Below are 26,132 nucleotides of genomic sequence, written 5' to 3'. Positions count from 1 at the left end.
GGTTGGATTCGCTTTCGGGGATGACGTTTCGATTCGATGGCCGGGAATTGGGTTCGTCTCGATCGAGGAGGGAACGGCGAAACCATCGCGCTGGCGTTGCCGGTGATCACGCCCGGTTCGACCCTATCCCCGGCACACCCGGCCGTGCTCCGGCCAGTAGGCCGTGTCGCCGCCGATACCGGCGACACGGTCGGCTGGCCGCTCGGCGTGATGTCGGCAAAGCGCATCGTGACCGACCGTCCGATGGCGCGAGTGACGCAGGAGTTGGGGCGGCGGAGTTACGCCTTCGGCGCGTATTGCATCTCGCCGTTGCCGAACGACCAGTCTTCGCGCGCGACGTCAACGAGGCTGATCCACACATCTTCCTTGCGCACGCCGGCCTTCGCGTGGATGCCGTCCGCAACGGCGCGGTAGAAGGCCTTCTTCACGTCGATCGTGCGCCCCGCGTTCCAGGTGACCTGGATAAACACGATGCCGGACGTGTAAGTCACGCCCAGATATCCGTCGGCCGGATAGACGAGCTCGTCCGGCGCATGGCGCGAAATGATCTGGAACTTGTCGTTCTCCGGGACGTTGGCGACCGTGGTCATCGCTTCGTAGACCGTGTCGCTGACAGCCTTGACGACTTCGGGCGATGCGTCTTTCGACAGATTGATTCGTACGAGGGGCATTTCATTCTCCGTGGACTGGTGTGCGATTGCGGTTGAGAGTAGGCTAGTGCACAAGTTTCCACAAACGAATGTTTTTCATTGAAATGTTGACGAATCGGAATGATGATTGAAGAACTGAAATCGTTCATCGCGGTAGTCGACGCGGCTTCGCTGACCCGCGCGGCCGATCAGCTGTGCGTGTCGCAATCGACGATATCGAAGCGCATACAGCGGCTCGAGGAGGGGCTGGGCGCCACGTTGTTCGACAGAAACGCCAAGCCGCCGCGGCCGACGGCGCTTGCCAGCCGGGTCTACGAACAGGCCGTGCCGGTTCTGCGCGCGTTGAACCAGCTTCACGACATTGCCCGGGAAGATTCTCCGCCGTCGGGGACGCTGCGCTTCGGCTTGCCGCAGGCCGTCGCGGATATCGTGCTGTTCGACGCCGTCATGACCATGAAGGCGCGGTTTCCTGCGCTGGACGTGAGGTTGCTTACCGACTGGAGCGTCGGTTTGCAGCGCATGGTCGAAAACGGATCGCCCGACGTCGCGTTGCTGATGTTGCCGGCGGGGGCTTCGCTGCCGGAGGACTTCGGCTGCAGCCTCGTCACGAGATTCGATGTGAAGGTGGTGCAGAGCGCGTCGAAGCCGGTCGTCGATGCGCGCGCGACGGTGGAAGCGCTGTCCGCCCACGGGTGGATACTCAACCCTGACGGCTGCGGCTATCGCGCCGCGCTCGAGCGTGCGATGGCCAATCGGGGGCAGCGCTTTCGATTGAGCATCGACACCTATGGAACCGACATGCAACTCAGGCTCGTGGCCAGCGGGCTCGGGCTTGGCCTCGTGCCGACGGACGTGTTGCGCGCGAGCCCGTGGCGTTCGCAGCTCAGCGTCGTCGAGGTCGGCGGCTTTGCGCTGGCGCTGGACGTGTGGCTCGTGTTTCCGCGCGCGCTAGGCAATCTGCGGCGCGCGGTCGACGTGCTCGCGGAGTCGGTGGCGGCCTCCTTCGAGCAACAGGCCATTGGGCAGTAGCGACGCGCTGTGTCCGGAATCATTGCTTATCCGACATGGCGAGGGCGGCGAGCCGGGTGCCAGAATCGGCTGGCAGCCTACGCACAGGCCGATGCCGCACGAGTTCGATCAATCACCTGGAATCCTGACCACCATGCCCTATCTGCAACTGGACGTGAACGACCACTATTCGGTGGAAGCCAAGCAATTGCTCGCCGCCAGAATGAGCGAGACCTATGCGCGGATGATGTCGGTCGATATTCGGCGTATCAGCGTCGCGATCCGGGAACTGGGGCAAGGCGGTGTCTGGCGCATTGCCGAGGCGGGCAAAGCGCCGGTCCCGGTCGCCGTGATGATGCTGGATATCCGGCGGGGGCGCCCGCCCGAGCAGCGCATGGAAGTGGCGCAGGCGCTTTGCGCGCACTGCGTGGAGATTCTCGGCCTGCGTGAGGACCGGCTCAATGTCGAATTCACGCAGCATTCCGGCGACGAGATGTACCACCCGGCGCTGGGCGGTTACAGCCCGGAGTGGGGCCCCGGCGAGCAATAGATCGTCCGCTTGCACGGCTGGCTGCCTGCAGGCCTGCCGGTGGTCGGCGCTCAGGGTTTGGGCAGGCAAGACCGCGCAAACCTCGCCTATTGGTTCAACAAGTCCTAGTTCACGAGCGGCGCGACTCCCGAGGCTCGCTGGATGGTCTGCGGGGGTTGCCCGAACGCGCGCAGAAACGCCTGGCGCATGCGCTCGCGGTCGCCGAATCCGGTTTCTCTCGCAATGATTTCGATCGGGTGGCGCGTCGTTTCCATCATCAGGCGCGCGGCCTCGACGCGCAGCCGCTCGACCGCCTTGGCGGGGGATTGCCCCGTCTCCTCCCGGAACACGCGGCTGAATTGGCGCGGGCTCAAACGTGCCGCCTCCGCCAGTCGTTCCACCGACAGATCGCTCGCCAGGTTTTCGCTCGCATAGGTCAGCGCCATTCGCACGCGGTCCGATCGCGCGTCCAGTTCCAGCAACGTCGAGAATTGCGACTGCCCGCCGCCGCGCCGTTGGTACAGCACGAGCTTGCGCGCGACCATGCGCGCCGTTTCCAGCCCGAAGTCGCTTTCGACGATCGCGAGCGCGAGATCCACCCCGGCGCTCATTCCGGCCGAAGTCCAGACCTGGCCGTCCACGACGAAGATGCGGTCTTCGTCGAGCTGCACGTCCAGATACTGCTTCCTGAAATCCCGCGCGTGATACCAGTGCGTCGTGGCCCGTTTCCCGTCGAGGAGGCCGGCGGCCGCGAGGACGAAGGCGCCCGTGCATATCGACGCAATGCGCCGCGAGTGGAAGGGCGCGCGACGCAGGAAGTCCACCAGCGTCGCCGACGGAAGCCGGCATTCGTTGTCGCCGGCGACGATCAGCGTGTCATAGCCGTCGTTGGCCAGTGGCTCGGTGTTGACCGAAAACCCCTGCGACGACACGACCGCTCCGCCGTGCTCGGACACGATCCGGAACTGGTACACCGCCTCGCCGCGGAGCAGATTCGCGTACTCGAACACGCTCGCCACCGCGAGCGCGAGCGACTGGAAATTTGGGTAAACAACGAGTCCTACGGTGTGCATGACGTCCGCCAGGTGGATGGCCTGATTATTTGAATCTAGCATAAAACGGACATCGCCGCGGGCTGCGGTGGCGCGTCACCCATGACCTTGTGCGCGGCCCGATCCGGGGCTGCCGCGCTTTCGCCGGCATGCCCGTCGATGTCGTCGAGGCGCCACCCGATGGCGTGGCGCAACGGACTGCGCGACCGTTTCGGGCATCGCGCGACGCGCGTTTCGTGTGGCCTCGATTCAATCAGGATGCCTATCTTCACCGGTTTTCCCGCTGTCTTTTTCCAGGGTCGTCCTGTCGGCCGTCTTCGGAGGGGGCAAGGCACCGCGCGGCACCCCCTGCAGGGCCGATTTTGAGTAACCGGGCGTCACTTGCAAAGGACGAATCCGCAAGGTTTCCGGTCAATGCACGGATGGCAGAAATCATTGCATCTATGACATTGAGGGAGAGCGTGGTCGAAACCAGAATTCATTCCACGAACCGACATCCGGTCGGCTCAATCCACGGAAAGGAACAGACATGAGCACTTCCACGAAAGGCACCGCGCTGATCACCGGCGCATCGGCCGGCATCGGCGCCATTTACGCGGACCGCCTCGCCAAACGCGGCTACGACCTCATTCTGGTGGCGCGTAATCAGGATCGTCTGAATACGCTGGCGGGCCGCCTTACGGCCGAAACCGGCCGCTCGGTCGAGACCGTTGCCGCCGATCTGAACGACAAGGCCGCGCTCGCGAAGATCGAAGGCATTCTGCGCGAGGACAGCAGCATCACGATGCTGGTGAACAACGCGGGAATTGGCTCGGTCGCGTCGATTCTCAACGGCGACGTCGACACGATGGAGTCGATGATCAATCTGAACATCACCGCGCTCACCCGCCTGACTTACGCCGTCGCCCCGGTGTTCGCCGGCAAGGGCACGGGCACCATCGTCAACATCGGCTCCGTCGTTGGCATTGCGGTCGAACTGCTCAACGGCGTGTACAGCGCGTCGAAGTCGTACGTGCTGAGCTTTGGTCACGCCCTTCAACGCGACCTGGCGGACAAGGGCGTGCGCGTGCAGACGGTGCTGCCCGCGGCGACGGCGACCGAGTTCTGGGATGTGGCCGGCTACGCGAAGCAGAAGGAGGCGGCCAGCACGATGACGGCCGACGACCTGGTGGATGCCGCGCTCGCGGGCCTCGATCAGGGCGAGCTCGTGACGATCCCGACGCTGCATGACGGCGACGGCTGGACGCAATGGGAAGCGGCCCGCCGCGCACTCACGCCGAAATTCGCGAACGCCAAGGCCGCTCCGCGCTACGCGGCGGATGCCAAGGCCGGCGCTTGAACCGGCTCACTCATTTTTTCGGAAGGGTTTGATGATGAACATCCTCAAGATCGGTGCTGCCGTACTCGCCACGTCGGCCGCGTTTGCATTGCCGGTGGGCGCGTCGGCGCAGTCGCGCGGCAAGGTGCTGGTTGTCATGTCGAGCGCTCACGCGCTCGATCTGCGCGACGGCAAGACATATTCGACCGGTTATTACCTCAACGAATTCGTCGTGCCGTACCGCAAGCTCGTCGAGGCGGGCTACGAGCCGGTGATCGCCAATCCGAATGGCGACATGCCGGTGATGGACGCGAACTCGAACAACAAGCTGTTTTTCGGCGGAGACGATGCCGCGCGCGCGGATGCACTGAAATACGCGCAGGGTATCGCGCAACTGAAGCATCCGAAGACGCTCGCGTCCGTCGTCTCCGAGGGGACCGACGGTTATGTCGGCCTGTTTATCCCCGGCGGCCATGCGCCGATGGTCGACCTGCTCAAGGATCGGAATCTCGGCAAGATCCTGGTCGGCTTCCATGACAGCGGCCGTCCCACCGGGATCATCTGTCACGGGCCGATCGTGTTGTTGTCGACGCTGCACGATCCGGATGCCTTCGTTGCATCGATGACCGCCAACGACGGCAAGGCGAATGCCTTCGCGGCCGGCTGGCCGTATGCCGGTTACCGGATGACGGTCTTCTCGACGGGCGAGGAGCAGCAGCTCGAGGGGCCGAACGGGCTTGGCGGCAACGTGCCGTTCTATCCGGTGAACGCGCTGGCCGAAGCCGGCGCCCACGTCGATACGGTGGCGAACTGGCACGGCAATGTCATCGTCGATCGCGAGCTGATCACGGGGCAGCAGCCGATGTCGGCGCCGGAGTTCGGCGACGTCCTCGTGGCGAAACTGACGGCGCGCGCGAACGGAGTTCGTCCGTGACGGCAGCGGCCGGGCATGTTGCGCCCGGCCGCTTCGACTTCGCTGCCGACTCGACATGGATCGGGCAATGGGCGGCATTTGACGCAGGCGAGCCGGTGGCGATGGATCTCGGGTATCGCGGCGCCAGCGCGCGCGTCGTCATGTTCCGACGGATCCACGGGCGAATCGCCGCAGCGATATCTCGCAGCCGGTCGAGCGCGCATGATTCGGGGCGGCCTGCGGCTCGGCGACGTGATCGGGGCGTCCTTGCCGTCCCGGCGTCAAGGACGACTGCCCCGGACATCAGGGTTCTGGATTGATATCGCGCCGGCACGCGGCGATTTTGAAATGGCATACTACGACACCGATCTAGCGGGGCATGACGTTGCATTTCGGCAGATGATTGGCATCCTGCAGTGCACGCCCATCGCGCCATCGCTTTGGAAATTGGTACATGAGCACTGGCCCGGCAGCACAGCCTCTCGACAAACTGGAAAGGAGCGACGACGAGTCGGCTCGTTCCCGCTCGGTTTGGCTCGCCAACGAGTTTCGGGCCAGCTACGGATGGCTGAAGGCGAAGCTGATGCGGCGTGTCGGATCGCCGGCCGATGCCGAGGATCTGGCGTCGTCGTCGTTCGAGGCGCTTGCCGGCGTCGATGACCCGCCGGGTATTCGCGAGCCTCGAGCGTGGCTGACCGTCATCGCCCAGCGTCTCACCTTCGAGATGTGGCGCCGCCGGGATCTCGAGCGCGCGTATCATGAGGCGCTCCTCAATGCCGAGGAACCCCTCGCGCCGTCCGCCGAATCGATCGTCGAGATTTCCCAGGCATTGTTCCTGATCGATCAGGCGCTCGATGGATTGCCTCCGAAAGCGAGAAGTGCCTTTATCTACAGCCAGATCGACGGCCTCACTTATTCCGAGATTGCCGCTCGACTCGGCGTTTCGACAAGCATGGTTCGCAAATACATCGCCCAGGCGCTTACCCGATGCTTTCTGATCAGTTGAATGCCGCGCGCGGCGCCGGCACGGTCGATTCGTGCGCGGAGGAAGCCATTCAGTGGGAGGTCCGGTTGCGTGCCGAGGACGCCACGCAGCAGGATCGCGATGGCTTCGAGGCATGGCGCCGCGCCGATCCCGCGCACGAAGCGGCGTGGATACGGCTCCAGGAGGGGCTGGCACGGTTTGCGTCGCTGCGGAACGCGCCCGGCTCGGCGGTGCGAAGCGCGCTGAACGAGCCGTCCCGTGCGCGGCGCCGCATGTTGAAGGCGGGCGCCGGGGTGGGCGCGCTGGCGCTGGCCGCGATCGGGACACGAGAACTGGTCCGGGCCTATTCGCTCGACGCCGATTATCACAATGGCGATCTGACGCCGCAGGCCGTGGCGCTGAAAGACGGAACGCCGATCGTCCTCGGGGCATCGGCGCGTGTTTATTGGACGCGGGACGGCGCGCGCGGCGACGTCTATCTTGCGTCCGGCCAGATCCTGTCGAGTCCCGCCACGACGAACCGCTCGCCGTTCGCCGTGAGGACGCGGGACGGGACGGCAATCACGAGCCGCGCCCGCCTGAGCGTCGATGCATTGCGTTATCACACCGTGGTCGCGGTGCAGGGCGGCGATGCAACCCTTGCGACGCCACGCGGCGGTAGCGTCCGCATCGCCGATGGTTCGGTCTGGTCGCTATCGCCGGGGCGCATTGCCCGCATGCCGGAGACGGCCGCCGACATCTTCGCCTGGAGCCGCGGCACGCTCGTCGTCCTGGATCGGCCGCTGCCTGACATCCTCGAGACGCTGGGCCGCTACTACGGCGGCTATATCCGGTTTCCGCAGGCCGCGCTCGCTCGCCGGGTCAGCGGCGTGTTCCCGCTCAACGACGCCGAGGCGGCGCTGCACCAGCTCGCCAACGGCCTGGGACTCTCCCTGGCCGTGTATGGCAAGGTTCTGGCCGTCGCCTCCGAGGCTTGACGCCGCGCCCCGTTCAGCCGGGGCGCGAAAAAAATTTTTCTTTCCCGGTGTCACTTTTCCCGCTTCGTTGCACAAGGTGAATGAAGGCGTCCGAATGCCTGCGACGCTTACCTTGTCCCGAAGGGGGGAACTGTGATCGACCATATCGACAAGGCCATCCTGACAGTCCTGCAAGAGGACAGCACGCTTTCAGTGGCGGAAATCGCCGATCGCGTGCATTTGTCGACGACGCCTTGCTGGCGCCGCATACAGAAGCTCGAGCAGGACGGCGTCATCGCCCGCCGGGTTGCCCTGCTCGACGCCGACAAGCTCAATGTCGGCGTGACCGTGCTCGTCGAAATCAGGACTGCGCAGCATACCGCGGCCTGGCTCAAACGCTTCTGCGACGTGGTCGCCGACATCCCCGAGGTGATCGAGGTGTACCGCATGAGCGGTCATATCGACTACCTGCTGAAGGTGGTCGTTCCGCACATTGCCGGGTATGACGGCGTGTACAAGCGCTTGATCAGCGAGCTGGAAATTTTCGATGTGAGTTCGAGTTTCTCGATGGAGACCATCAAGCATACGACGAGGTTGCCCCTCGATTACGTTTGCTGATTTTCTTGTCTGCGGATTCCGCCTGCTGGATTGAATTTTCAAGGACGGCGCGGTCGGTGGGAATAAAAAACCGGAAATGGCGCGAACGACGAATTCTTTCAAAAAAGTATTCCGGGCAGGATCGCTAGACTTTTTCATGTGGATGAGGAGCCGGCAAGCCTGCCGGGGCCGGCGGCCTCGAGCGAAGCCGGGAGTGAAGGGGGAAGGCATGCCGTTGCGGTTGGCCGCTGCTTCCTGACTTCTCGATCGTGTGGGACAAGACAGGCGTTTTGCCGAAATACAACCGACTAGGGATGGGTGCATCGTGGGGATCAAGTTCGACGGCAAGGGTATGGCCCGCAACGTTGCGGCAATGGCGATCGCAATGGCGGTTGCCCAGACTTTCATGGTGTCCGCGGCGTATGCGCAGCAGGCGGAACAACACACCTATCATCTGCCGAGCGGTCCGCTGGATCGCACGTTGGTGGAGATCGCCCGGGTCGCGCAGCTTCCGTTGAGCTATGACGCGTCATTGGTGCAGTCGCTCAAATCGGCGCCGGTGGACGGCACGTATTCGGCCGAGGCCGCGATCCGCAAGGCGTTGCAGGGCACGGGCCTCGACCTGGTTCCGACGGCGAACGGCGGTTATACGCTGGCTCACGTCAAGGCGGATGCCAAGGGGGTTTCGTCGGCGCCGGCCGCTGCCGCAGCCGCAGCCGCGGCGACCACGGCGCAGGTGGACACCACCTTGCCCCTCATCAGCGTGGCGGCCAGCCGGGATTCAGGCGGTACCGGCTTCGTCGCGGAATCGTCCTCCACCTATGCGCGCTCGGATGTGCCGCTGAGCGAGACGCCGAAATCGGTCAGCGTCATCAATGCCGCGGTGATCCAGAGCCAGGGTGCTCAGTCGCTCTCCGATGTGCTGAGGAATGCTTCCGGTGTCGTCACGCGGCCGGGGCCGCTGGGCGTGCCGAATTACACGATTCGCGGGTTTGTAGCGCAAAACCTCACGTCGGATGGATTGTCGACTGTCGGGACGGCCCCTAACGTTACGCCGACGATCGCCATCTCGAGCGTGGAAGTGGTCAAGGGACCCTCGGCCATCGTGAATGGCAACAGTCCGCCGGGAGGCGTCATCAATCTCGTCAAGAAGACGCCGCAGGCCGATCCGTTTCATGAAATCCAGGTGGGCTACGGATCGTACGGCGACACCCAGATCGCGCTGGACAGCACGGGCGCGATCACCGCCGACAAGAAACTCCGGTATCGCTTCATCATCTCGGGTGAACGGGTCGGCCAGAATTCGATGGGATATGACGGCAAGAGAAATTTCTACTTTGCGCCGACTGTGCAATGGAAGGACTCGACCACGGATGTGACGGTCGGCTATGAGCGCACGGTCTACCGCGAGCCGGTTCCCCAGTTCACGCTCGGCCATGCTGCCGGCGATATCTATCGAAACTATATCGACAAGCCGCTTGGCACGCCGTCCGACCATTTCGGCGCGCAAACGGACAATATTTTCATTCATCTCGAACAAAAGCTCGGCTCGGCGCTGACCTTCGTGAGCAAGGGTTCCTATACGCGGACCCAACAAACGCAGCAAGCCTGGACCACGGCCACGCCGCTCTCGGCGACCAACGGCGTGTTGTTCCACAATTTCGATTCGCTCTCGGATTTCTACAGTTGGAGCTTCCAGAACTACCTGCGCGCCAAGTTCAATGTCGGCGCTGCGAAAAATACGGTGATTGCTGGCTGGGACGTTCTTCGCTACAGCCAGCATCAGTTTGACACCACGACATCGAAATTCATTTCCATTCCGAATGTCTTCGGCTCATTTACGCTTCCGTCGTCCGACACGGGAAACCTGATGCCGAATGGGACTACCTACTTCACCCAAACCGGCTTGTATCTACAAGATCAGTTCTCCTACAAGAATTTCCATGCACTCGCGTCCGTGCGCCGGGATACCTATCTGACACATGCGACCTACGCCGGTAACCCACCCCCGGGAAACCATCAGAATGCGTATAGCCCGAGCCTCGGCCTGCTCTACGAACTGACGTCCGAGGTTGCCGCCTACGCCAGCTACAACCGTGGCTTTCAGCCGGGCACGGCGCTTGAATTCGGCGGCGGCGTGCTCCCCCCGCAAACCAGCCAGCAGGTCGAAGTGGGCATGAAGTTCAACCTGCTGGACGACAAGCTGGCCATCACGACCTCGGCTTACCGCACCTCGTTCAGCAATTACAACGTTGCCGACCCGGCCCATCGCGGCTTCTATCTTCCCGCCGGCGGCGCCGTGAGTCGCGGATTCGAAGCGGAGATCAGCGGCCAGCCGCTTCCCGGCGTCAACCTGATCGGTAGCTACACGTACAACGACTTCGTGCAGCCGCCGAACAGCAAGCTGGCGGTGAACCTGCCCAAGAACAGCGCCAGCCTGTGGGCGACCTACAACTTCCGCTCCGAGAAGCTCCAGGGTTTCGGTGTCGGCGCGGGGTTGTTCTTCGCGAGCGGGCAGTACATCGGCACGGGCTCGGCGTATCGCATCCCCAGCCAGGTGGAGACGGATCTCGGCGTGTTCTATCGGAAGAAGGGTTACGGCCTGAATCTTTCGGTCAAGAACGTATTCAATCGCAAGCTCTACTACAGCAGCACGACGCCCTCCTTGATCCCGATGGGACCGGAGCGGACCGTCATGCTCACCGGTACCTATGATTTCTGACACCCTCGAGACTCGGCCGTGGAGCGGCGGCATGTCGAATCCTGAGCGCATCACTCATTCGCGGGCGCGATGGCGGCGCGCGGCGATCGGGGGCGCGGTCGTGCTGGCGCACGCACTGGGGCTGTATCTGATCGTTCATCGCAGCGTGGACCTGATCAGGCTGGAGGCCGACCGGGCCTCCGGTGCGTCGGTTCAGGTCAGGCTCGTTGCCGCGCCGACACCCGAGCCCGTCGCGCGGCCGGAACCGAAGCCCAAGCAGGAGCCTCAGCGGAAGCCGGAACCCAAGCCCGTCGAAAAGCCCGTGGTGCGGAAGACGGCACCCTTGCTTTCCTCGGAGGCTCCTGCTGCCCGGACCGTCGCGCCAGCCAAGACCGAGCCCGTCAAACCGGTCGAGCCGGCGCCGCCGGTACCGGTGCCCAGCGCGGTCGCGCCCTCCGCTGCGACACCGCCCGCACCCGCGCCGGGCCCCCAACTGCTCGATAGCCCGAAGCAGATCAGCAGCGCGGAGCTCAAGCAGCTCGGTTGCCGTATCCCGCGGCCGGACTATCCGCCGAAGGCCCGGCGGCTGGAGCAGCAAGGCACGGTGGTGGTGAGGCTGAACATCGGCGTGGACGGTGTGGTGAAGACGGCGCGGGTTGCGCAAAGCAGCGGCTACCCGCTGCTGGATGCGGCCGCGCTGGCGGCGATCGAAGCCGGCCATTGCCAGCCCTACACGACCGCCGGTATTGCCCGTGCCGTAGAGGCCGAGCAGCCGATCGCCTTCAACCTGAATGATTGACCTGGAATCTACGGAGCAAAAAATGGAACAGTACGGCATCGCCAACGTCTGGCAGCAGGGCGACTTCATCACCCGGTTCATCTTCGTCTTTCTTCTCGGCATGTCGATCGTGTCGTGGTTCGTCATCGTGACCAAGGGCCTGGCGAATCGACGTCTCGAGGTCATGGGCAAGCGTGCGCAGACGCGCTTCTGGTCCACGCCGTCGCTCGATGACGGCATCGAGGCGCTGGGCGACGGCACCGACAATCCGTATCGCGCCGTGGCCCTTGCCGGCCGCGAGGCGAACGACCAGCAGGCCGGCGGCGACGCGTCGCTGCAAGGCAGCCTCAGCAGCAGCGAATGGGTGGCGCGCGGCCTGCGCAACGCGTTCGACGACGAGGTTGCCCGCCTGCAGAACGGCCTGGCCATTCTCGGGTCGATCGGCAGTACCGCGCCGTTCGTCGGCCTGTTCGGGACCGTGTGGGGCATCTATCACGCGCTGATGGCCATCGGCGTGTCGGGACAGGCCAGCCTCGATCATGTCGCGGGCCCGGTCGGCGAGTCGCTGATCATGACGGCGATCGGCCTGTTCGTGGCGATCCCCGCCGTGCTCGGATTCAACTACGTCAATCGAGGCAACAAGCGGGTGAGCCATCGGCTGAACCGGTTCGTGCACGAGTTGCACGTGTACTTCGTGACGGGCGCCAAGGCCCGCTGCGACGTTCGCCCGGTGCCCGCGGCGCCGACGACGAGCAAGCGCGTCAACGCCGCCGCCTGACCGGGAGCCTATCGTGTCGATTCTCATGGATGGCAACAACGACGAAGGCGTGATGAACGACATCAACATGACGCCATTGATCGACGTCATGTTGGTTTTGCTGATCATTTTCATCGTGACGCTGCCGGTCATCAACAAGGCGGTGAAGGTCGATCTGCCCAAGGCCGCGGCTCAGCCCGCCCAGTCGAAAACGCAGGACATCGACCTGTCGATCACGGCTGACAAGACCGTGCTGTGGAACAAGGATGTGGTCGACGACGCGGCGCTGAAGCTGCGTGTCGAGGCGGCGTCGAAGCAGGGCGATCCACCGGCCGTCAACATCAATGCCGACGAGCACGTCGAATACGGGAAGGTCGCCGCGATACTCGCGGCGCTGCAGGGCGGCGGGCTGAACAAGATCAATTTCGTCATGCAACCGGACAAGGGCCAGCAATGATCAGGAATCGGGCATTCCCGACGGATCGCGCCGAGGATCGGGATGCCAGGCGTCACTTTCCTTCCGTCTGGAAGTTGATCACGCCGTACTGGACCACCAGGGAGGGCATGCTGTCGGCATTGATGCTCGCCTACGTGCTTGGGGCGGGCTGGAGCCACACCTATATCGCCGTGTGGCTCAACCGATGGACCGGCACGTTCTACGACGCCGTGGGATCCGGGAGGTTTCAGGCGCTGCCGAACCTGCTGTTGCAGTTCCTGCTGGTGTCCATGGCCGCCGCCGCGCTGACGGTGTCCACGGTGGTGATGCAATCGATCGTCGAGATTCGCTGGCGGCGATGGCTGACGACCTGGCTGGCCGATCAGTGGCTGGCCCGCCATACCTACTACCGCATCGAGCGCGACCGCGCGCTCGAGAACATCGATCAGCGTATCGCGGAGGATGCGAAGCAGTTCGTCAAGGACACCTTGCAGCTGTCGATGGGCGTGCTTCAGGTGCCGGTGAGCATCGTGAGCTTCAGCGTGATCCTGTGGTCGATCGGCCATTCCCTGGATCTCGATATCGGTGGACACACGTACAGCATCCACGGATACCTGGTCTATGCCGTCTTTCTCTATCAAGGCCTGTTTTTCTGGGCCACGCACCTGCTCGGCCGACGCTTGATCACCCTCAATGCCAAGCAGAACCGCGTGGAGGGCGACTTCCGCGTGCTGATGGTGCGGGTGCGCGAATTCGCCGAGCAGATCGCCTTCTTCGATGGAAGCGGCGCGGAAGGCAAGCGATTGAACGGGGCTTTTCGCCAGGTCGTTTCGAATCTTTATGCGCTGCTTTGGGTCAACACGCGGGTCTCGCTGTTTACCAACATCGTCGGGCAATTCAGCTCGGTGGTGCCCGTGGTGCCCACGTTGCTGGTATTGCCGCAACTGATAACGGGGGGGCTGACGCTGGGCGGGCTGATGCAATCGAACGCAGCATTCAGTTCCGTGTCCAGTTCCCTGGCGTTCTTTCCGCAGGCCTATCTGGGATTCACCGCGTGGCGCGCCGAAGCGAACCGGCTTCGGGAATTTCTCTACGTGAACGCGCTGGATTCGCGGGGAAACGTCGTGTTGACCGCCGGCGAGCGCGGAGCCGTAGGCGCCCACGGGTTGGTTCTGCGCGACGCAGCCGGCGCGGAGATTGCCCGCGTGCCCGACTTCTCGCTCGCACCCGGTTCGCGCTGTCTGATCCGCGGGCGCTCCGGAAGCGGGAAAAGCACGCTGCTCAGAGCGCTCGCGGGCCTCTGGCCCTACGGCGAGGGCATCGTCACCTGCGGTGCCGAAGGAACGATGTTCGTTCCGCAGCGCAGCTACATTCCCGTCGGCACGTTGAAGGCGGCGATCGCGTATCCGCACGAGGAATCGACGTACACCGACGGCCAATGCGCGGACGTCCTGCGCGCATGCGGCCTCGATGCGCACGTTGCATCGATGCTGGACGCCGATCGCTGGAGCGACCGGCTTTCCGGCGGAGAGCAGCAGCGGGTGGCGTTCGCACGCGTGTTGCTGGCCCGCCCGACCACGATATTTCTCGATGAATGCACGTCGGCGCTCGACACCGAGAGCGAGCGAACGCTCTACCAACTGCTGATCGACCGGCTACCTCAGGCCACGATCCTCAGCGTCGCGCATCGACAGGCATTGCTGGCCTTTCATCAGCAGACCCTCGACTTTTCGCCGGAACGGGCATCCGCGGTCGCGGCCGGCCTGACCGGCCCGGCTTCGTCTGCCTGCCCGGCATGACACCGTGATCCCGTCAGGACGCTTGCACCTCACCGGGGGCAAGCTCCGACAAAACCGAACTGATGGACAGGAACGTGAAATGAGCGATTTGAAAAGTGTGACCGCCGCGAGCTTCGAGGCCGACGTGATGATGAACAGCCGTCCGGTGCTGGTCGACTTCTGGGCCGAATGGTGCGGGCCGTGCAAGGCGCTGGCGCCGACGCTCGAGAAGGTGGCGCGGAACTTCGACGGCAAGGTCGACATCGTCAAGGTCAACGTCGACGAGCATCCGTCCTTGCGCGAGCGTTTCGGTGTGCGTGGCATTCCCGCCCTGGTGCTCATGAACGGCGGCCACGAGGCGGGCCGCATCGTGGGCCCCCGGTCGGCCACGCAACTGGCGAGTTATCTCGATGCGCACCTGGGAACCGTCACGCAGCTGGCCAGGCCCGAAGTGACGCTTCGCGCGTTCGGCGGTGATCCGCAGGTGAAAGCGGCGCGCATCGCACGGTTGCGCGATTATCTGGATCACAAGCAAGCCGCGCTGGACACCCCCATGTGGCCGGACAAGATCAGCGGCGCACTGGAATTCGTCGCCGACTCGCATGATCCGGACGAGTGCGCATCCGTGTTGGGCATGCCGACCGATGTGGTCGAGGCGGTGACGGTCCTGTCGAGCTATCGAGGCACCCATTTCAAGGCGGCGCTGTTCGTGGCGGACTGGCTGGAAAGCGTGCCGGTCGGCGCGAATCTCTCGACGCTGCCCGGCCGGCTGCTGGTGTCGATCCTGTCGAGCCGGATCGTCTCGGACACGCTGGAGGGAGAATCGAGGTTGCTGGCGATTCGTGACGAGCTGGTTTCGCTGCACGCGGCGGAAACGGACGGCGCTCCTGTGGCGGACGCGAACTGGGCGGACGTCCGACAGGCATCCAGGGCGGCGGCGGCCGAACTCGGCGACGGGAGTGCTGCCGTGGCCGCCGAGGTGCTGGAGGCCGCTTCGTCGTCGTTGGCCCGGAATCCGGACGTCTTGAAGGAATTCGTCTTTTCACTTTGCAGCTCCGTGCGGAAATGGCTTCAGGTCAAATGCAACTGGGGCGCGCAGGACGATGCGCGCTTGAATCAATTGGCGGAAGGGGTCTTCAAGCAGGCAATCGACGCCGGCGTCGAGCCGCCGCGGGGCAGCGCGCTGATGGAGCGGGTGGCGGAGGTCGATCCTCAACTCGTGGGGCGTTTCCTGTCTTATTACGAGGACGGCCATCTTGCCGCGGCCGAGCGGGGCAGCGCGATCGGCGACATGCTGATCGCGCTCACCGGGCAGACCACCTGACGCATTCGACGACACGATGCCGCATGGCGGAGGAGCAGGCTGATGCAATCGAGCAGTACGCAGTTGCAAACCGTTGCCGCTGAACTGGCGAGTTCGGCGGAGCGTGTGATCGCGTTCGCGCGGCAGGCGGGTGCCGAGGGGACGCGCGTGGAGATCGAGGCCGCCGAATCGAGCGCCGTGACCGTGACGAACCGGGTACAGACGGAACGCAGTTTTTGCGGCACCCTGGAGATGACGGTGACGGTGTTGCGCGACGGAAAACGCGCTTTCGCGAAATCGTCGGACCTGTCGGACGACGGGCTGAAAAAGATCGTTCGCGCGGCGATCGAGAGTACCGCCGCAACCGAGCCCGATCCCGCGGCCGGATTCGCCGATTCGAGCCAGTTGGCCAGGGACTTTCCCGATCTCGATCTCCATCACCCGCTGGATTGGTCGCTCGACGATATCGGTGCCCATGCGCAACGCGCCGAGGATGCGGCGTTCGCACATGACCCGTCGATCAAGGCGTCGAAGGGCGTGACGGTGAGAACGATGTCGGGCACGTCGTTGCTGGCCACGTCGGCGGGGTTCCATGCGACGGCGCCGTGGTCCATCCATTCGATCGCATGTGCGCCCGTCGCGTTCGGCACCGGCGAGAAGCAGATCGGTTTCTGGGGCCATGCAAGTCGCGCATTCGACGATCTCGCGAAACCGGAGGAGGTCGGGGCGCTGGCCGCCAGGCGAGCCATCGACGCGCTCGGCGCGACGCAAGTCCCCACGCAGCAATGCCCGGTTCTGTTCGAGCCGTCGGCGTCGCTGGGGCTGCTGGCCGAACTGGTGTCCTCGGCATCGGGGGATGCGCTGTACCGGAGCGGATCGTTCCTGAAGGATGACATCGACGCGCCGTTGTTTCCGCCGCATGTCCAGCTTGACGAGGATCCATTCGTCAGGCGCGGGATGGCCAGCCGCTGCTTCGACAGCGACGGCATTCCGGGCGGGCGCCGCAAGGTGGTGGAGGACGGCCGCCTGCGCGGGCTGTTTCTCGGGCTTTATGCGGCGCGCCGCTTGAACCTGACGCCCACCGGCAACGGCTACGGGCCTCACAACCTCGACATGCGCAGTACACGGACCCAGCCCGGCGACGACTTCGCCGCGATGCTGAGGAAGCTGCATCGCGGACTTCTGGTCACGGAGATGGTCGGCGGCGGCGTGAACCGCCTGACCGGCGATTTCTCCCGCGGCGCCAAGGGGTTCTGGGTGGAAGACGGCGAGATCCGCTTCCCGGTGAGCGGTATCACGATAGCGTCGAATCTCCGCCGGATGTTCGGCGGACTACAGGCGATCGGCAGCGACGCGTTGACGAGGGGATGGGCGACCTCCGGATCGTGGCTGATCGATGCAATGAAGATCGGGGGAGCTTGAAACATGAGTGACATGAAGCAGCGGCAGGTATTGCGGCCTGCCCGCGAGGAGATCCGCACGCTGGCGCGGCACGCGCTGCTGGACCGGCATGGCATCGACGAAACGGCGCTTTTTTCCGCGATGGGCATCGCCCTCGGCCAGCGATGGGACTTTGCGGATGTCTTCCTCAAGGAAACGACCGCGGAATCCTGGTCGCTGGAAGGCGGGGCCGTGCGCGCGAGTTCGTATCGTTGCGATAGCGGCTTCGGACTGCGCGTGTTGAAGGGAGAGCAGGCGACGCTGGCGAGTTCGCAACGCATCGACGCGATGGCGCTCCGGCATGTTGCGTCGCGACTTAGCGAAACCGGAAGCGGCATGTCGCGTGACGGCTCGGCAGCGATGCAGCGCAGGCCGGTTGCAACGGCACGATCGTTCTACGACCCGGCTCATCCGTTGCGGACGATGGAGGGAGCGGACAAGATCGCGCTGCTGAAGACGCTCGACGAGATCGCCCGGGCCGCCGACCCGCGCGTGATCGAAGTGCATGCCGTGCTGAGCGCCGTGCATGAAACGATCTGGATCGCGCGATGCGACGGCCTGAGTGGCGGCGACGTGCGTCCGCAACTGGCCTTGTGGATCAACGTGCGCGTCAGGTCCGGCGCGCGCGTGGAGAGCGCGAGCGGAGGGATCGGCGGGCGCTATGGCATCCGGACGTGGGATGACGACGAACTTCGTACCTTCGTGCGGGAGCGTGTGACGGCCGCCCTCACGAAGCTGCAGGCGCGGCCGGCGCCGGCCGGAAAAATGACGGTGGTGGTCGGCCCGGGCTGGAATGGCGTCTTGCTGCACGAAGCGGTCGGCCATGGACTGGAAGCCGACGGCGTGCGCCGCGGGACGTCCGCCTTCGCGGGACGCCTCGGCGAAAAGGTGGCGTCCGGGAACGTGACCATCGTCGACGACGGAACGCTCCAGGGGGGCCGCGGTTCCTTGAATATCGACGACGAAGGGTGCGCGACGCGGCGCACGACCTTGATCGAGAACGGCGTGCTGCGCGCGTACATGCAGGATGCGCTGAGCGCGAGGTTGATGGGAATGGAGCCGACCGGAAACGGCCGCCGCGAGGGTTACGCGTCGCCGCCCATGCCGCGCATGACGAACACGTTCATGCTGAACGGGGACCACGAGCCGCAGGAAATCATCGAGTCGGTACGCAACGGTATCTACGTGTCGGGTCTCGAGGGCGGGCAGGTCGACATCACGAGCGGTCAGTTCGTCTTCGAGGCATCCGAGGCCTACCTGATCGAAAACGGCAGGATCACCGCGCCGGTCAAGGGCGCGACGATCACGGGCCACGGCCCCGACACCATCCGGAACATCAGCCTGGTCGGCAACGATCTCGCCTGCGATCCCGGCAGGGCGACGTGCAGCAAGGCGGGGCAGTCGATCCCGGTGGGCGTGGGCCAACCGACCGTGAGGGTGGATGAAATGACCGTCGGAGGCACCGCATAGTCATGGCCGTCGAGGCGGCGCATTGCCGGTGGAATGGAACGTGAATAAATGGGCTCATCGTCTCAGTCAGTCCAGCCGCACGCAACGCGAGGCGAAAACGGAACTGCTGCCCTTGCCGAGGCCGATACGCGATGCCTTGTCGCTGGAGTATCACCTTCAGCTCGAAGCGCTGCATGCCGGGGTGGGGTCGCTTGTCGCGCTTCAGGTCCTGATGAGGACCGTGATCGCCACGGGCATCCTGTGCGAATACGGCTACGGGGATGTCGAGGACGCTTCGTACAAGGACCTGGAAAAGATCGCGAACCACGCGTTTTCCTCGGGTTGCCAAGGGCATTTCCATTTCGACGGCGACGCATTCCATCTGTTCGCGAGGGTGCTGACAACGCATGATTTGCAGCTGGAAGTCGCCCCCGTCAAGGTGATCGACGAAGTCGCGAAGCGCCTGCAGCGATACTGCACGGCGACCCGGTGATCGGGTTCCGAAGAATCGGCCGGTGCGGCGCGCGCAACGCGCCTTCGCCCGCAGCGCGCGCTATCCGCGCCCCACGAACGGCATCGCGGTCGCCATGATCGTCATGTTCAGGATGTTCGTGTCGAGCGGCAGGTTCGCCATCTGGACGACTGCGTTCGCGACATGCGCGACGTCCATCCGCGCCTCGGGCGCGAGGCTGCCGTCCGCTTGCGGGACGCCTTGCGTCATCCGTTCCGTGAGCGAGGTCGCCGCGTTGCCGATGTCGATCTGGCCGCATGCGATGTTGTACCGGCGGCCGTCCAGCGCCAGCGATTTCGTGATCCCGGTCACCGCATGCTTGGTGGCCGTGTACGCGATCGTATCGGGGCGCGGCGCGTGCGCCGAGATCGAGCCGTTGTTGATGATCCGGCCGCCTTGCGGCGTCTGCGCTTTCATCACGCGCCACGCGGCCCGTGCGCACAGAAAGACGCCGGTCAGGTTCGTCGCGACGACGCTGTTCCACACGTCGAGGTCGTATTCGTCGAGCGATACGACCGGGGCGTTGCGTCCGGCATTGTTGAACAGGACGTCGAGCCGGCCGAATTGCTGCGCGATCTGCGCGAACGCGCGGTCGACCGACGCCTCGTCGGTGACGTCGGCGGGAAACGCGTGCGCGTCGCCGGCGGCGGCGCGGATGGTGTCCTGCGTTTCTCGCAACGAGGCCTCCGTGCGCCCGAGCAGCGCGACGGTGAAGCCGGCCTGCGCGAGCGCGATTGCTGCTGCCCGACCGATGCCGGAGCCGGCGCCCGTAACGGCGGCGAATTTCTTCGAGACAGACATGGCTTGATTTCCTGCGGGTTGAGTGAGGAACGAGGCGGCCGAGGTTCGATGTCGTCAGCCCTTCGGCAATGTAGTCGAAATGCGCGGCGCACGGATTCGAGCGATATCGGCACTCGTGTCCGACCACGCGGCGAAGGCGATCATTTCTTCCGGCCAGTCGCGGCCTTCCGTGCTCGTGCGCCCGTCTCCGCGAACAGGTCGACCACGACGTCGCGCAGCCAGCGGTTGCCTTCATCCTGATTGACGCGCGTGTGCCACAGCATGTGGATCGGCGTGCCGGGCAGCGCGACGGGCAGCGCACGCCAGCCGAGCGAGAACGGCGCGGCGAGCTGCTGCGCGAGATGCTCGGGCACCGTCGCGATCAGGTCGGTGCGCTGCAGGATGTAGCCCACGCTCATGAAATGCGGCACCGTCAGCCTTACCCGGCGCTTCACGCGGCGCCGCTGCAGCCATTCGTCCACCTGCCCGTGACCGGTGCCGGCCGACACCACGACCAGATGTTCGGCGTCGCGCCATGCGTCGACCGTCAGCGCCGCTTCCTCGAGCGGATGGCCGCGCCTGAACAGGCACACGTAGCGCTGATCGAACAACCGGCGCTGATAGAACCCGCCCTTGAGCTGCGGGAGCAGGCCGATCGCGAGATCGACGCGGCCGTCGGCCATTTCGTCGCCGAGGTTGACGCTCGTGTTGCGCACGGTATTGAGCGCGATGCCCGGCGCCGCGCGCGCGAGGTGTTCGAGCAGCGCGGGCAGGAACACGACTTCGCCGATATCGGTCATGCCGATCGTCAGCGTGCGCGTGGCGCGCAGCGGATCGAAACCGGTCTCGGGATTCAGCGCGGCGTGCAGCGTCGCCAGCGCATGCGACACGGGTTCGGCCAGGCGCAGCGCGAACGGCGTCGGCACGACGCCGCCCGGCCCGCGCACGAACAACGGATCGCCCAGCCGGCGGCGCAGCTTCGCGAGCGCGTTGCTGACGCCCGGCTGGCTCATGTTCATCTGTTCGGCGACGCTCGACACGCGCCGCTCCTGCATCAGCCGCTGGAAAAGCAGCAGCAAGTTGAGGTCGATCTCGCTCAGTTCCATGGGTTTCGCGGTGCCCGGTTCATTGCATTCCGTGATGAAGCAGATTCATTTCATTTTATTGCGGGATGAAAGTCCACTCCTGAAAATACCGATACGGCCCATGCACTCGACATGGCCGCTGCGCAAGGCGCGGGCCCCACACGGAAATATCGGAGACACCTTCATCATGCAGACGAATCTGAAGATTGCGATCGTCGGCGCCGGCATCGGCGGCCTGACGCTCGCGCTCGCATTGCGCGAGCACGGCATCGACGCGCAGCTCTACGAGCAGACCCATGAATTGCGCGAAGTCGGCGCGGCCGTCGCGCTGTCGGCCAATGCGACGCGCTTCTACGAACGCATGGGCTTGCGCGCGGCCTTCGATGCGGTGTGCGCGGACATCCCGGGGCTCGTGTATCGCGACGGGCGCAGCGGCGCGGTGATCGGCCATCATCGCGGCGAGCCCGACTACCGCCTGCAATTCGGCGGCGCGTACTGGGGCGTGCATCGCGCGGATCTGCAGGCGGTGCTGTCGAACGCGGTCGGTCCCGACTGCATCCATCTCGGCCATCGTCTGGTCGATCTCGCGCAGCATCCCGATCGCGTGACGCTGTCGTTCGACAACGGCACGCGCGTCGACGCCGATCTCGTGATCGGCGCGGACGGCGCGCGTTCGATCACGCGGCGCTGGATGCTCGGCTACGACGATGCGCTGTATTCGGGCTGCTCGGGTTTTCGCGGCGTGGTGCCGGCCGCACGCATGGACCTGCTGCCCGATCCCGACACGATCCAGTTCTGGGTCGGGCCGCACGGGCATCTGCTGCACTATCCGATCGGCGACAACGGCGACCAGAACTTCCTGCTGGTCGAGCGGCATCCGTCGCCGTGGCCGTCGCGCGACTGGGTCATGCCGGCTCAGGAGGGAGAGCAACTGCGCGTGTTCGGCGACTGGCACCCGGCCGTGGTGCAGATGATCACCGCGGTACCGATCAGCCAGCGCTGGGGGCTGTTCCACCGTCCGCCGCTCGGCCGCTGGAGCCGCGGGCGCGTGACGCTGATCGGCGATGCCGCGCATGCGCTGGTGCCGCACCACGGGCAGGGCGCGAACCAGTCGATCGAGGATGCGGTGGTGCTGGCGGCACAGCTCGCGAAGGCCGGGCCCGGGAAGTGGCGCGAGGCGCAGGAAGCCTACGAGCGGTTGCGTCGCGGCCGCACGCGCAAGGTGCAATACGCATCGATCTCCGCGGCCGACGTGCTGCACCTGCCCGACGGGCCGGCCGCGCAGGCGCGCAACGCGCGTCTGGCCGACCGCGATCGCGTGCTGCAGCACCTCGACTGGATTCACGACTTCGACGCGCTCGACGATGAGCCGAGCGAGCGGCAGGGCGGTACCTGGCTTTGAGCCCGATGGCGGACGCGACAGGTGTTGCGTTCGCCGGTTATCGGCCGGTCGTCACTTCACGCACTCCAGCGCGTACTTCAACCCCTGCCCGAGCACCCCGCGCCACACGTCCCACGTGTGCCCGCCGTCGACGATGCGCAGCTCGGCCGGATTCTGCGCGCGGCGCAGGTGCGTGTACAGCACGCTCGATTCCGCCTGGATCGTCAGGTCGTCGTCGCCGGCCGCGATGAACATCGGCACGCGCCAGCTGCGCGCGAAATAGCCGCGCAGCAGCGCCGGGTAGTTCAGCTCGTGCCACACGCGTGAATCGAACTGCCGGTCGCCGAACACGCCGACGTAGCGCGCGGCGGAATTGAGCGGCGGCTCGTTCGCATAGATCGCGGGGCTCAGCAGCATCGCGCCGCAGAACAGGCCCGGCTCGAGCAGCGAGAAGCGCAGCGCGCCGAAGCCGCCCATCGACACGCCGCCGATCGCGCGACCCGCACGCTGGTTCGACACCGCGAAGTGCGCCTCGACCTCCGGCAGCAGGTCGTTGAGGAACGCGCTCTGCATCTTCTCCTTGCGGTCGACGTACCAGTCGGTGCCGCCCTGCGGCATCACGATCACGACGGGCGGAATCTCGCGGCGCTCGATCAGCGTGTCGGCGGTGGCCTGCAGGCGGCCTTGCGTGACCCAGTCGTTCGCGTTGCCGGCATTGCCGTGCAGCAGGTACATCACCGGGTAGCGCGCGCCTTCCGGGTTGTAGCCGGGCGGCAGGTAGATGGTGTATGACCAGTCGCGCTTCAGCGACGCCGACCGGAACGTGCGCAGCACGACGCTGCTGCCCGGGTTGACCGGCGGTTCCTGGGCGCTCGACGGTGTCGTGGCGGTCTGGACGGCCGGGGGCGGCGGCACGGGCGAGACCGGCGGCGCGGCCGGCGTGGCACCGGCGGTGGCGATGGAGCCGGCGATCAGGGCGATGGCGAACGGAAGGGCGAGTCGGCGCATGGCGAAGCGTTTCAGGAGAGGCGCCGGCTATCGTAGCAGCGGCGCGTGACGGCGCGGCGCGTCATCGCCGCGAACGGAACGGCAGCCGCGCGACGAGCGGCCCGTAGAGTTTGGCGACGAGATACAGCAGGCCCATCGCGACGGCGTCGGCGGCCAGGCCGAGCGGCACGTTCAGATAACCTTCGGTCGCCTGGTAGAGCAGCGAATCGACGGCGAGCGAGATGCCGGTGCCCGCGACGAAGCACAGCAGCCCCTGCCGGCCGATCGTGCCGATCCACGGCATCGCGTGCGCGACCTTCTTCATCCAGCCGAGGTGCACGAGCTTCGCGGCGAGCCATGCGATCGCGAGAAAGTTCACGAGCCGCAGCGCGCCGAGGTTCTGCTTGATCGACGGATCGGTCGGGAACGGCTCGATGCGCAGCCGGTAGTACGCGCCGGCCGCGACGATCGCGAGCGAGCCGGCCGTCAGCAGCCAGCCCTGCGGGCGGGGAGCGAGTGTCTGGTAGACGGGCTGGCAGCGCGCGATCACGCCGAGCACGAACAGGAACTGCCACGCGAACGGGTTGAAGTCCCACGGCACGCCTTCGACGGTCGGCAAGAAGCGCGCGACGTGCGGCGCCGCGTACCAGAGCGACCCGCTGAACGCGAGCAGCAGCCACGGCTGCGTGCGCGCCAGCGGCAGGGTGAGCGGGACGAGCAGCGCGAAGAACGCATACATCGGCAGCACCGACGCGAGGTACGGCTGGCGGCGGAACAGCAGGATGTCGCGCAGCGCGGCGAGCGGCTTGTGCAGCAGGCCGTCGAGGTCGTTGGTCGGCATGTTCGGGCCGTCGATCGCGAACGCGTTCAGCGCGGCGGTGATCAGCAGCATCAGCCCGGCCGTCACGAGGAACGCGCGATAGATCTCGAACGCGCGCCGGATGAAGCGCTGGCGCGCGGCGGCCTCGTCGTGCCGTTCGGCGAGCGAGTTGTAGGCAATGGCGGTCGCGAAGCCGCCGAGAAACACGAACACCTCGGCCGCGTCGCACAGCGCGTACGCATGCAGCGTCACGCGCGACAGGATGCTGCCGCCGATATGGTCGACGACGATGACGAGCAGCACGAGGCCGCGGAAGAAATCGAGTTCGGCGTAGCGGCCGGCCCGGGCAGGCGCGGTCATCGGACCGCCGCCCGGCGCGCGCCGCGGGCGCGGCCGGCACGGGCCGCGCATGAGTCGGGGTGAAGCATGACTTCGTGAGGAAATGGCGAACGGATGCGCATTGTGCCACCGATGCGACACCCACCGGGTTTACGCGGATGGCGGGCCCGCCTGCCGCTGCCGATAAGCCCGGTCAGGCGGTCGGCGCAACCGGGCAGTTGGACGAGCGCAACGCTTTGCGCACGGCGACGCCCCCCCGATGGACGGACGGTTTCCGACGTGACACCATTTTATCCTCACGCGGCCGCACACCGCGTCGTCCGCCCTGCGGGCCACACATACAACAGACCAAACATTCGCCGGGCGCTCGGCCCGCCCGGCCCCCGGCTCCGGAGATACGTCATGAAGAAGCACGCCATTTTTGCCGCCGCGCTCGCTGCATTCGCCGCGCCGGCCTTTGCCCAGAACAGCGTGACGCTGTACGGCCTGATCGATGAAGGCATCAATTACACGAACAACGTCAACGTCAATGGGGTCGGAAAGACGAATTACCAGCTCGCGAGCGGCTACGCGCAGGGCAGCCGCTGGGGGCTGAAGGGCAGCGAGGATCTCGGCGGCGGGCTGAAGGCGATCTTCACGCTGGAAAACGGTTTTGACGTCAACAACGGCCGGCTCGGCCAGGGCGGCCGCATGTTCGGCCGCCAGGCGTTCGTCGGGCTGAGCCAGTCGCGCTTCGGCACGCTTACCTTCGGCCGCCAGTACGACGCCGTCGTCGACTATCTCGCGCCGCTGACCGCGAACGGCAACTGGGGCGGCACGCTGTTCTCGCACCCGTTCGACAACGACAACACGGACAACTCGTTCCGCGTCAACAACACGGTCAAGTACGCGAGTCCCGACTGGAACGGCCTGACGTTGGGCGGCACGTACAGCTTCAGCAACAGCACGGGCTTCTCGAACAACCGCCAGTACAGCATCGGCGCGCAGTATTCGCTGGCCGGGCTGCAGGTCGCGGCCGCCTATCTGCAGGCGAACAATCCGGGCATCGGCAACGCGGGCGCGATCGCGGCCGACGACGCGAACTTCGTCGCCGACCGCCTGCGCATCTTCGGCGGCGGCGTGAACTACACGTTCGGCCCGGCGACGGTCGGCGTCGTCTACACGAAGACGGACGTGAAGAACCCGGTGTCGACCGTCTACCTGCCGGCCTCGACGTTCGCCGGCCTCGGGCTGACCGCGACCAAGTTCCAGAACATCGAGATCAACGGCAAGTACCAGCTCACGCCCGATTTCTATCTCGGCGCGCAGTACGTGTACACCGACGGGAAGTTCGATGCGGCCGCCGGCTCGTTCAAGCCGAAGTACCACACGGTCGGCCTGATGGCCGACTACAGCCTGTCGAAGCGGACCGACGTGTACCTGCAGGGCGCGTGGCAGAAGGTGGCCGGCGACAAGACCGGCACGGCGGCCGATGGCGGCTACGTCGTCGGGACCGACGGCCCGTCGGCGTCGTCGAACCAGTTCGCGGTGCGCGCCGCGATTCGCCACAAGTTCTGATCGGCGGGCGGGGCCGGCGCCC

The 26,132-nt window shown here is 65.4% G+C and carries 24 protein-coding genes; 18 read left to right on the top strand and 6 right to left on the bottom strand.

The features are described 5' to 3' along the window. Positions 1 to 278: 278 nt before the first annotated feature. On the bottom strand, positions 279 to 671 hold the full coding sequence (locus tag VXM69_RS10165; RefSeq protein WP_034187964.1) for a tautomerase family protein: 393 nt from the start codon (positions 669 to 671) through the stop codon (positions 279 to 281). Between the two features lie 99 nt (positions 672 to 770). On the opposite strand from VXM69_RS10165, the gene VXM69_RS10160 reads away from it, so the two are divergent. Next, entirely contained in the window at positions 771 to 1,679 is a 909-nt protein-coding gene (locus VXM69_RS10160; RefSeq protein WP_367188531.1) for a LysR family transcriptional regulator, read from the top strand. A 133-nt stretch (positions 1,680 to 1,812) separates the two neighbouring features. After that, positions 1,813 to 2,208, top strand: a complete 396-nt coding sequence (locus VXM69_RS10155) for a hypothetical protein (RefSeq protein ID WP_034188006.1) — start codon at positions 1,813 to 1,815, stop codon at positions 2,206 to 2,208. Between the two features lie 104 nt (positions 2,209 to 2,312). Here VXM69_RS10155 and VXM69_RS10150 read toward each other — a convergent pair whose 3' ends face one another. Further along, positions 2,313 to 3,260 carry a GlxA family transcriptional regulator gene (locus VXM69_RS10150; protein WP_367188530.1) on the bottom strand — a complete coding sequence of 316 codons (948 nt, stop codon included), beginning with the start codon at positions 3,258 to 3,260 and terminating at the stop codon, positions 2,313 to 2,315. 508 nt (positions 3,261 to 3,768) lie between these two features. Here VXM69_RS10150 and VXM69_RS10145 point away from each other — a divergent pair. The 14 genes from VXM69_RS10145 (at position 3,769) to VXM69_RS10080 (ending at position 19,143) form a co-directional block, all read left to right on the top strand. Further along, on the top strand, positions 3,769 to 4,578 hold the full coding sequence (locus tag VXM69_RS10145; protein ID WP_059556676.1) for an SDR family oxidoreductase: 810 nt from the start codon (positions 3,769 to 3,771) through the stop codon (positions 4,576 to 4,578). 31 nt (positions 4,579 to 4,609) lie between these two features. Beyond that, the gene (locus tag VXM69_RS10140) at positions 4,610 to 5,491 is read left to right on the top strand and encodes a type 1 glutamine amidotransferase domain-containing protein (protein WP_367188529.1); all 882 of its coding nucleotides are present in this window, start codon (positions 4,610 to 4,612) and stop codon (positions 5,489 to 5,491) included. Positions 5,492 to 5,924: 433 nt separating this feature from the next. Beyond that, on the top strand, positions 5,925 to 6,476 hold the full coding sequence (locus VXM69_RS10135; RefSeq protein ID WP_034187960.1) for a sigma-70 family RNA polymerase sigma factor: 552 nt from the start codon (positions 5,925 to 5,927) through the stop codon (positions 6,474 to 6,476). Then, positions 6,458 to 7,432, top strand: a complete 975-nt coding sequence (locus VXM69_RS10130) for a DUF4880 domain-containing protein (RefSeq protein WP_059556675.1) — start codon at positions 6,458 to 6,460, stop codon at positions 7,430 to 7,432. Before VXM69_RS10135 ends, VXM69_RS10130 begins: the two co-directional genes overlap by 19 nt. 135 nt (positions 7,433 to 7,567) lie before the next feature. Continuing rightward, positions 7,568 to 8,029, top strand: a complete 462-nt coding sequence (locus tag VXM69_RS10125) for an Lrp/AsnC family transcriptional regulator (RefSeq protein WP_034188004.1) — start codon at positions 7,568 to 7,570, stop codon at positions 8,027 to 8,029. 352 nt (positions 8,030 to 8,381) lie between these two features. Continuing rightward, on the top strand, positions 8,382 to 10,730 hold the full coding sequence (locus VXM69_RS10120; protein WP_167361913.1) for a TonB-dependent receptor: 2,349 nt from the start codon (positions 8,382 to 8,384) through the stop codon (positions 10,728 to 10,730). Between the two features lie 31 nt (positions 10,731 to 10,761). Continuing rightward, positions 10,762 to 11,508 carry an energy transducer TonB gene (locus tag VXM69_RS10115; RefSeq protein ID WP_238594131.1) on the top strand — a complete coding sequence of 249 codons (747 nt, stop codon included), beginning with the start codon at positions 10,762 to 10,764 and terminating at the stop codon, positions 11,506 to 11,508. Between the two features lie 22 nt (positions 11,509 to 11,530). Then, positions 11,531 to 12,265, top strand: coding sequence for a MotA/TolQ/ExbB proton channel family protein (locus VXM69_RS10110; RefSeq protein WP_367188528.1), 735 nt, complete (start codon positions 11,531 to 11,533; stop codon positions 12,263 to 12,265). Positions 12,266 to 12,278: 13 nt separating this feature from the next. Continuing rightward, positions 12,279 to 12,701, top strand: a complete 423-nt coding sequence (locus VXM69_RS10105) for a biopolymer transporter ExbD (RefSeq protein ID WP_080287816.1) — start codon at positions 12,279 to 12,281, stop codon at positions 12,699 to 12,701. After that, positions 12,698 to 14,479: an ABC transporter ATP-binding protein/permease gene (locus tag VXM69_RS10100; protein ID WP_124608783.1), complete on the top strand. Its 1,782-nt coding sequence runs from the start codon at positions 12,698 to 12,700 to the stop codon at positions 14,477 to 14,479. The genes VXM69_RS10105 and VXM69_RS10100 overlap by 4 nt, the downstream gene beginning before the upstream one ends. A gap of 79 nt (positions 14,480 to 14,558) precedes the next feature. Then, positions 14,559 to 15,782 carry a thioredoxin gene (gene trxA / locus VXM69_RS10095; protein WP_367188527.1) on the top strand — a complete coding sequence of 408 codons (1,224 nt, stop codon included), beginning with the start codon at positions 14,559 to 14,561 and terminating at the stop codon, positions 15,780 to 15,782. A 42-nt stretch (positions 15,783 to 15,824) separates the two neighbouring features. Beyond that, positions 15,825 to 17,183: a TldD/PmbA family protein gene (locus tag VXM69_RS10090; RefSeq protein WP_367188526.1), complete on the top strand. Its 1,359-nt coding sequence runs from the start codon at positions 15,825 to 15,827 to the stop codon at positions 17,181 to 17,183. 12 nt (positions 17,184 to 17,195) lie between these two features. After that, entirely contained in the window at positions 17,196 to 18,671 is a 1,476-nt protein-coding gene (gene tldD, locus VXM69_RS10085; protein WP_069704630.1) for a metalloprotease TldD, read from the top strand. A 22-nt stretch (positions 18,672 to 18,693) separates the two neighbouring features. Continuing rightward, a complete protein-coding gene (locus VXM69_RS10080) occupies positions 18,694 to 19,143 on the top strand; it encodes a Fis family transcriptional regulator (protein ID WP_069704631.1) in 450 nt (149 codons plus the stop codon). A 60-nt stretch (positions 19,144 to 19,203) separates the two neighbouring features. Here VXM69_RS10080 and VXM69_RS10075 read toward each other — a convergent pair whose 3' ends face one another. Then, positions 19,204 to 19,962, bottom strand: coding sequence for an SDR family oxidoreductase (locus VXM69_RS10075; RefSeq protein ID WP_034187952.1), 759 nt, complete (start codon positions 19,960 to 19,962; stop codon positions 19,204 to 19,206). Between the two features lie 140 nt (positions 19,963 to 20,102). Beyond that, positions 20,103 to 21,047 (bottom strand): LysR family transcriptional regulator, encoded by a 945-nt coding sequence (locus VXM69_RS10070; RefSeq protein ID WP_034187951.1) that lies wholly within the window; start codon positions 21,045 to 21,047, stop codon positions 20,103 to 20,105. Between the two features lie 166 nt (positions 21,048 to 21,213). Here VXM69_RS10070 and VXM69_RS10065 point away from each other — a divergent pair, with 166 nt between their 5' ends. Further along, positions 21,214 to 22,428: an FAD-dependent monooxygenase gene (locus VXM69_RS10065; protein WP_367188525.1), complete on the top strand. Its 1,215-nt coding sequence runs from the start codon at positions 21,214 to 21,216 to the stop codon at positions 22,426 to 22,428. Positions 22,429 to 22,479: 51 nt separating this feature from the next. On the opposite strand, the gene VXM69_RS10060 is transcribed toward VXM69_RS10065, so the two are convergent. Both VXM69_RS10060 and VXM69_RS10055 read right to left on the bottom strand, forming a co-directional pair. Next, entirely contained in the window at positions 22,480 to 23,415 is a 936-nt protein-coding gene (locus VXM69_RS10060; RefSeq protein ID WP_367188524.1) for an alpha/beta hydrolase, read from the bottom strand. Between the two features lie 61 nt (positions 23,416 to 23,476). After that, complete coding sequence (locus VXM69_RS10055) at positions 23,477 to 24,574, bottom strand: OpgC domain-containing protein (RefSeq protein WP_034188001.1); 1,098 nt, start codon at positions 24,572 to 24,574, stop codon at positions 23,477 to 23,479. Between the two features lie 381 nt (positions 24,575 to 24,955). On the opposite strand from VXM69_RS10055, the gene VXM69_RS10050 reads away from it, so the two are divergent. After that, entirely contained in the window at positions 24,956 to 26,110 is a 1,155-nt protein-coding gene (locus VXM69_RS10050; protein ID WP_034187948.1) for a porin, read from the top strand. The last annotated feature ends 22 nt before the right edge of the window (positions 26,111 to 26,132 follow it).

It is taken from the genome of Burkholderia sp. Ed8, assembly GCF_040761425.1.
GTDB classification, from domain to species: domain Bacteria; phylum Pseudomonadota; class Gammaproteobacteria; order Burkholderiales; family Burkholderiaceae; genus Burkholderia; species Burkholderia seminalis.
The sequence above is the reverse complement of the archived record's forward strand: the minus strand, read 5'-3'. Positions and strand labels throughout refer to the sequence as shown.

Bases quoted from the DNA above. Each gene is read 5' to 3' on its own strand.
- VXM69_RS10165 (WP_034187964.1), bottom strand. From the start codon at position 671: ATGCCCCTCGTACGAATCAATCTGTCGAAAGACGCATCGCCCGAAGTC.
- VXM69_RS10160 (WP_367188531.1), top strand. From the start codon at position 771: ATGATGATTGAAGAACTGAAATCGTTCATCGCGGTAGTCGACGCGGCT.
- VXM69_RS10155 (WP_034188006.1), top strand. From the start codon at position 1,813: ATGCCCTATCTGCAACTGGACGTGAACGACCACTATTCGGTGGAAGCC.
- VXM69_RS10150 (WP_367188530.1), bottom strand. From the start codon at position 3,260: ATGCACACCGTAGGACTCGTTGTTTACCCAAATTTCCAGTCGCTCGCG.
- VXM69_RS10145 (WP_059556676.1), top strand. From the start codon at position 3,769: ATGAGCACTTCCACGAAAGGCACCGCGCTGATCACCGGCGCATCGGCC.
- VXM69_RS10140 (WP_367188529.1), top strand. From the start codon at position 4,610: ATGATGAACATCCTCAAGATCGGTGCTGCCGTACTCGCCACGTCGGCC.
- VXM69_RS10135 (WP_034187960.1), top strand. From the start codon at position 5,925: ATGAGCACTGGCCCGGCAGCACAGCCTCTCGACAAACTGGAAAGGAGC.
- VXM69_RS10130 (WP_059556675.1), top strand. From the start codon at position 6,458: ATGCTTTCTGATCAGTTGAATGCCGCGCGCGGCGCCGGCACGGTCGAT.
- VXM69_RS10120 (WP_167361913.1), top strand. From the start codon at position 8,382: ATGGCGATCGCAATGGCGGTTGCCCAGACTTTCATGGTGTCCGCGGCG.
- VXM69_RS10115 (WP_238594131.1), top strand. From the start codon at position 10,762: ATGTCGAATCCTGAGCGCATCACTCATTCGCGGGCGCGATGGCGGCGC.
- VXM69_RS10110 (WP_367188528.1), top strand. From the start codon at position 11,531: ATGGAACAGTACGGCATCGCCAACGTCTGGCAGCAGGGCGACTTCATC.
- VXM69_RS10100 (WP_124608783.1), top strand. From the start codon at position 12,698: ATGATCAGGAATCGGGCATTCCCGACGGATCGCGCCGAGGATCGGGAT.
- trxA (WP_367188527.1), top strand. From the start codon at position 14,559: ATGAGCGATTTGAAAAGTGTGACCGCCGCGAGCTTCGAGGCCGACGTG.
- VXM69_RS10090 (WP_367188526.1), top strand. From the start codon at position 15,825: ATGCAATCGAGCAGTACGCAGTTGCAAACCGTTGCCGCTGAACTGGCG.
- tldD (WP_069704630.1), top strand. From the start codon at position 17,196: ATGAAGCAGCGGCAGGTATTGCGGCCTGCCCGCGAGGAGATCCGCACG.
- VXM69_RS10075 (WP_034187952.1), bottom strand. From the start codon at position 19,962: ATGTCTGTCTCGAAGAAATTCGCCGCCGTTACGGGCGCCGGCTCCGGC.
- VXM69_RS10070 (WP_034187951.1), bottom strand. From the start codon at position 21,047: ATGGAACTGAGCGAGATCGACCTCAACTTGCTGCTGCTTTTCCAGCGG.
- VXM69_RS10065 (WP_367188525.1), top strand. From the start codon at position 21,214: ATGCAGACGAATCTGAAGATTGCGATCGTCGGCGCCGGCATCGGCGGC.
- VXM69_RS10060 (WP_367188524.1), bottom strand. From the start codon at position 23,415: ATGCGCCGACTCGCCCTTCCGTTCGCCATCGCCCTGATCGCCGGCTCC.
- VXM69_RS10055 (WP_034188001.1), bottom strand. From the start codon at position 24,574: ATGACCGCGCCTGCCCGGGCCGGCCGCTACGCCGAACTCGATTTCTTC.
- VXM69_RS10050 (WP_034187948.1), top strand. From the start codon at position 24,956: ATGAAGAAGCACGCCATTTTTGCCGCCGCGCTCGCTGCATTCGCCGCG.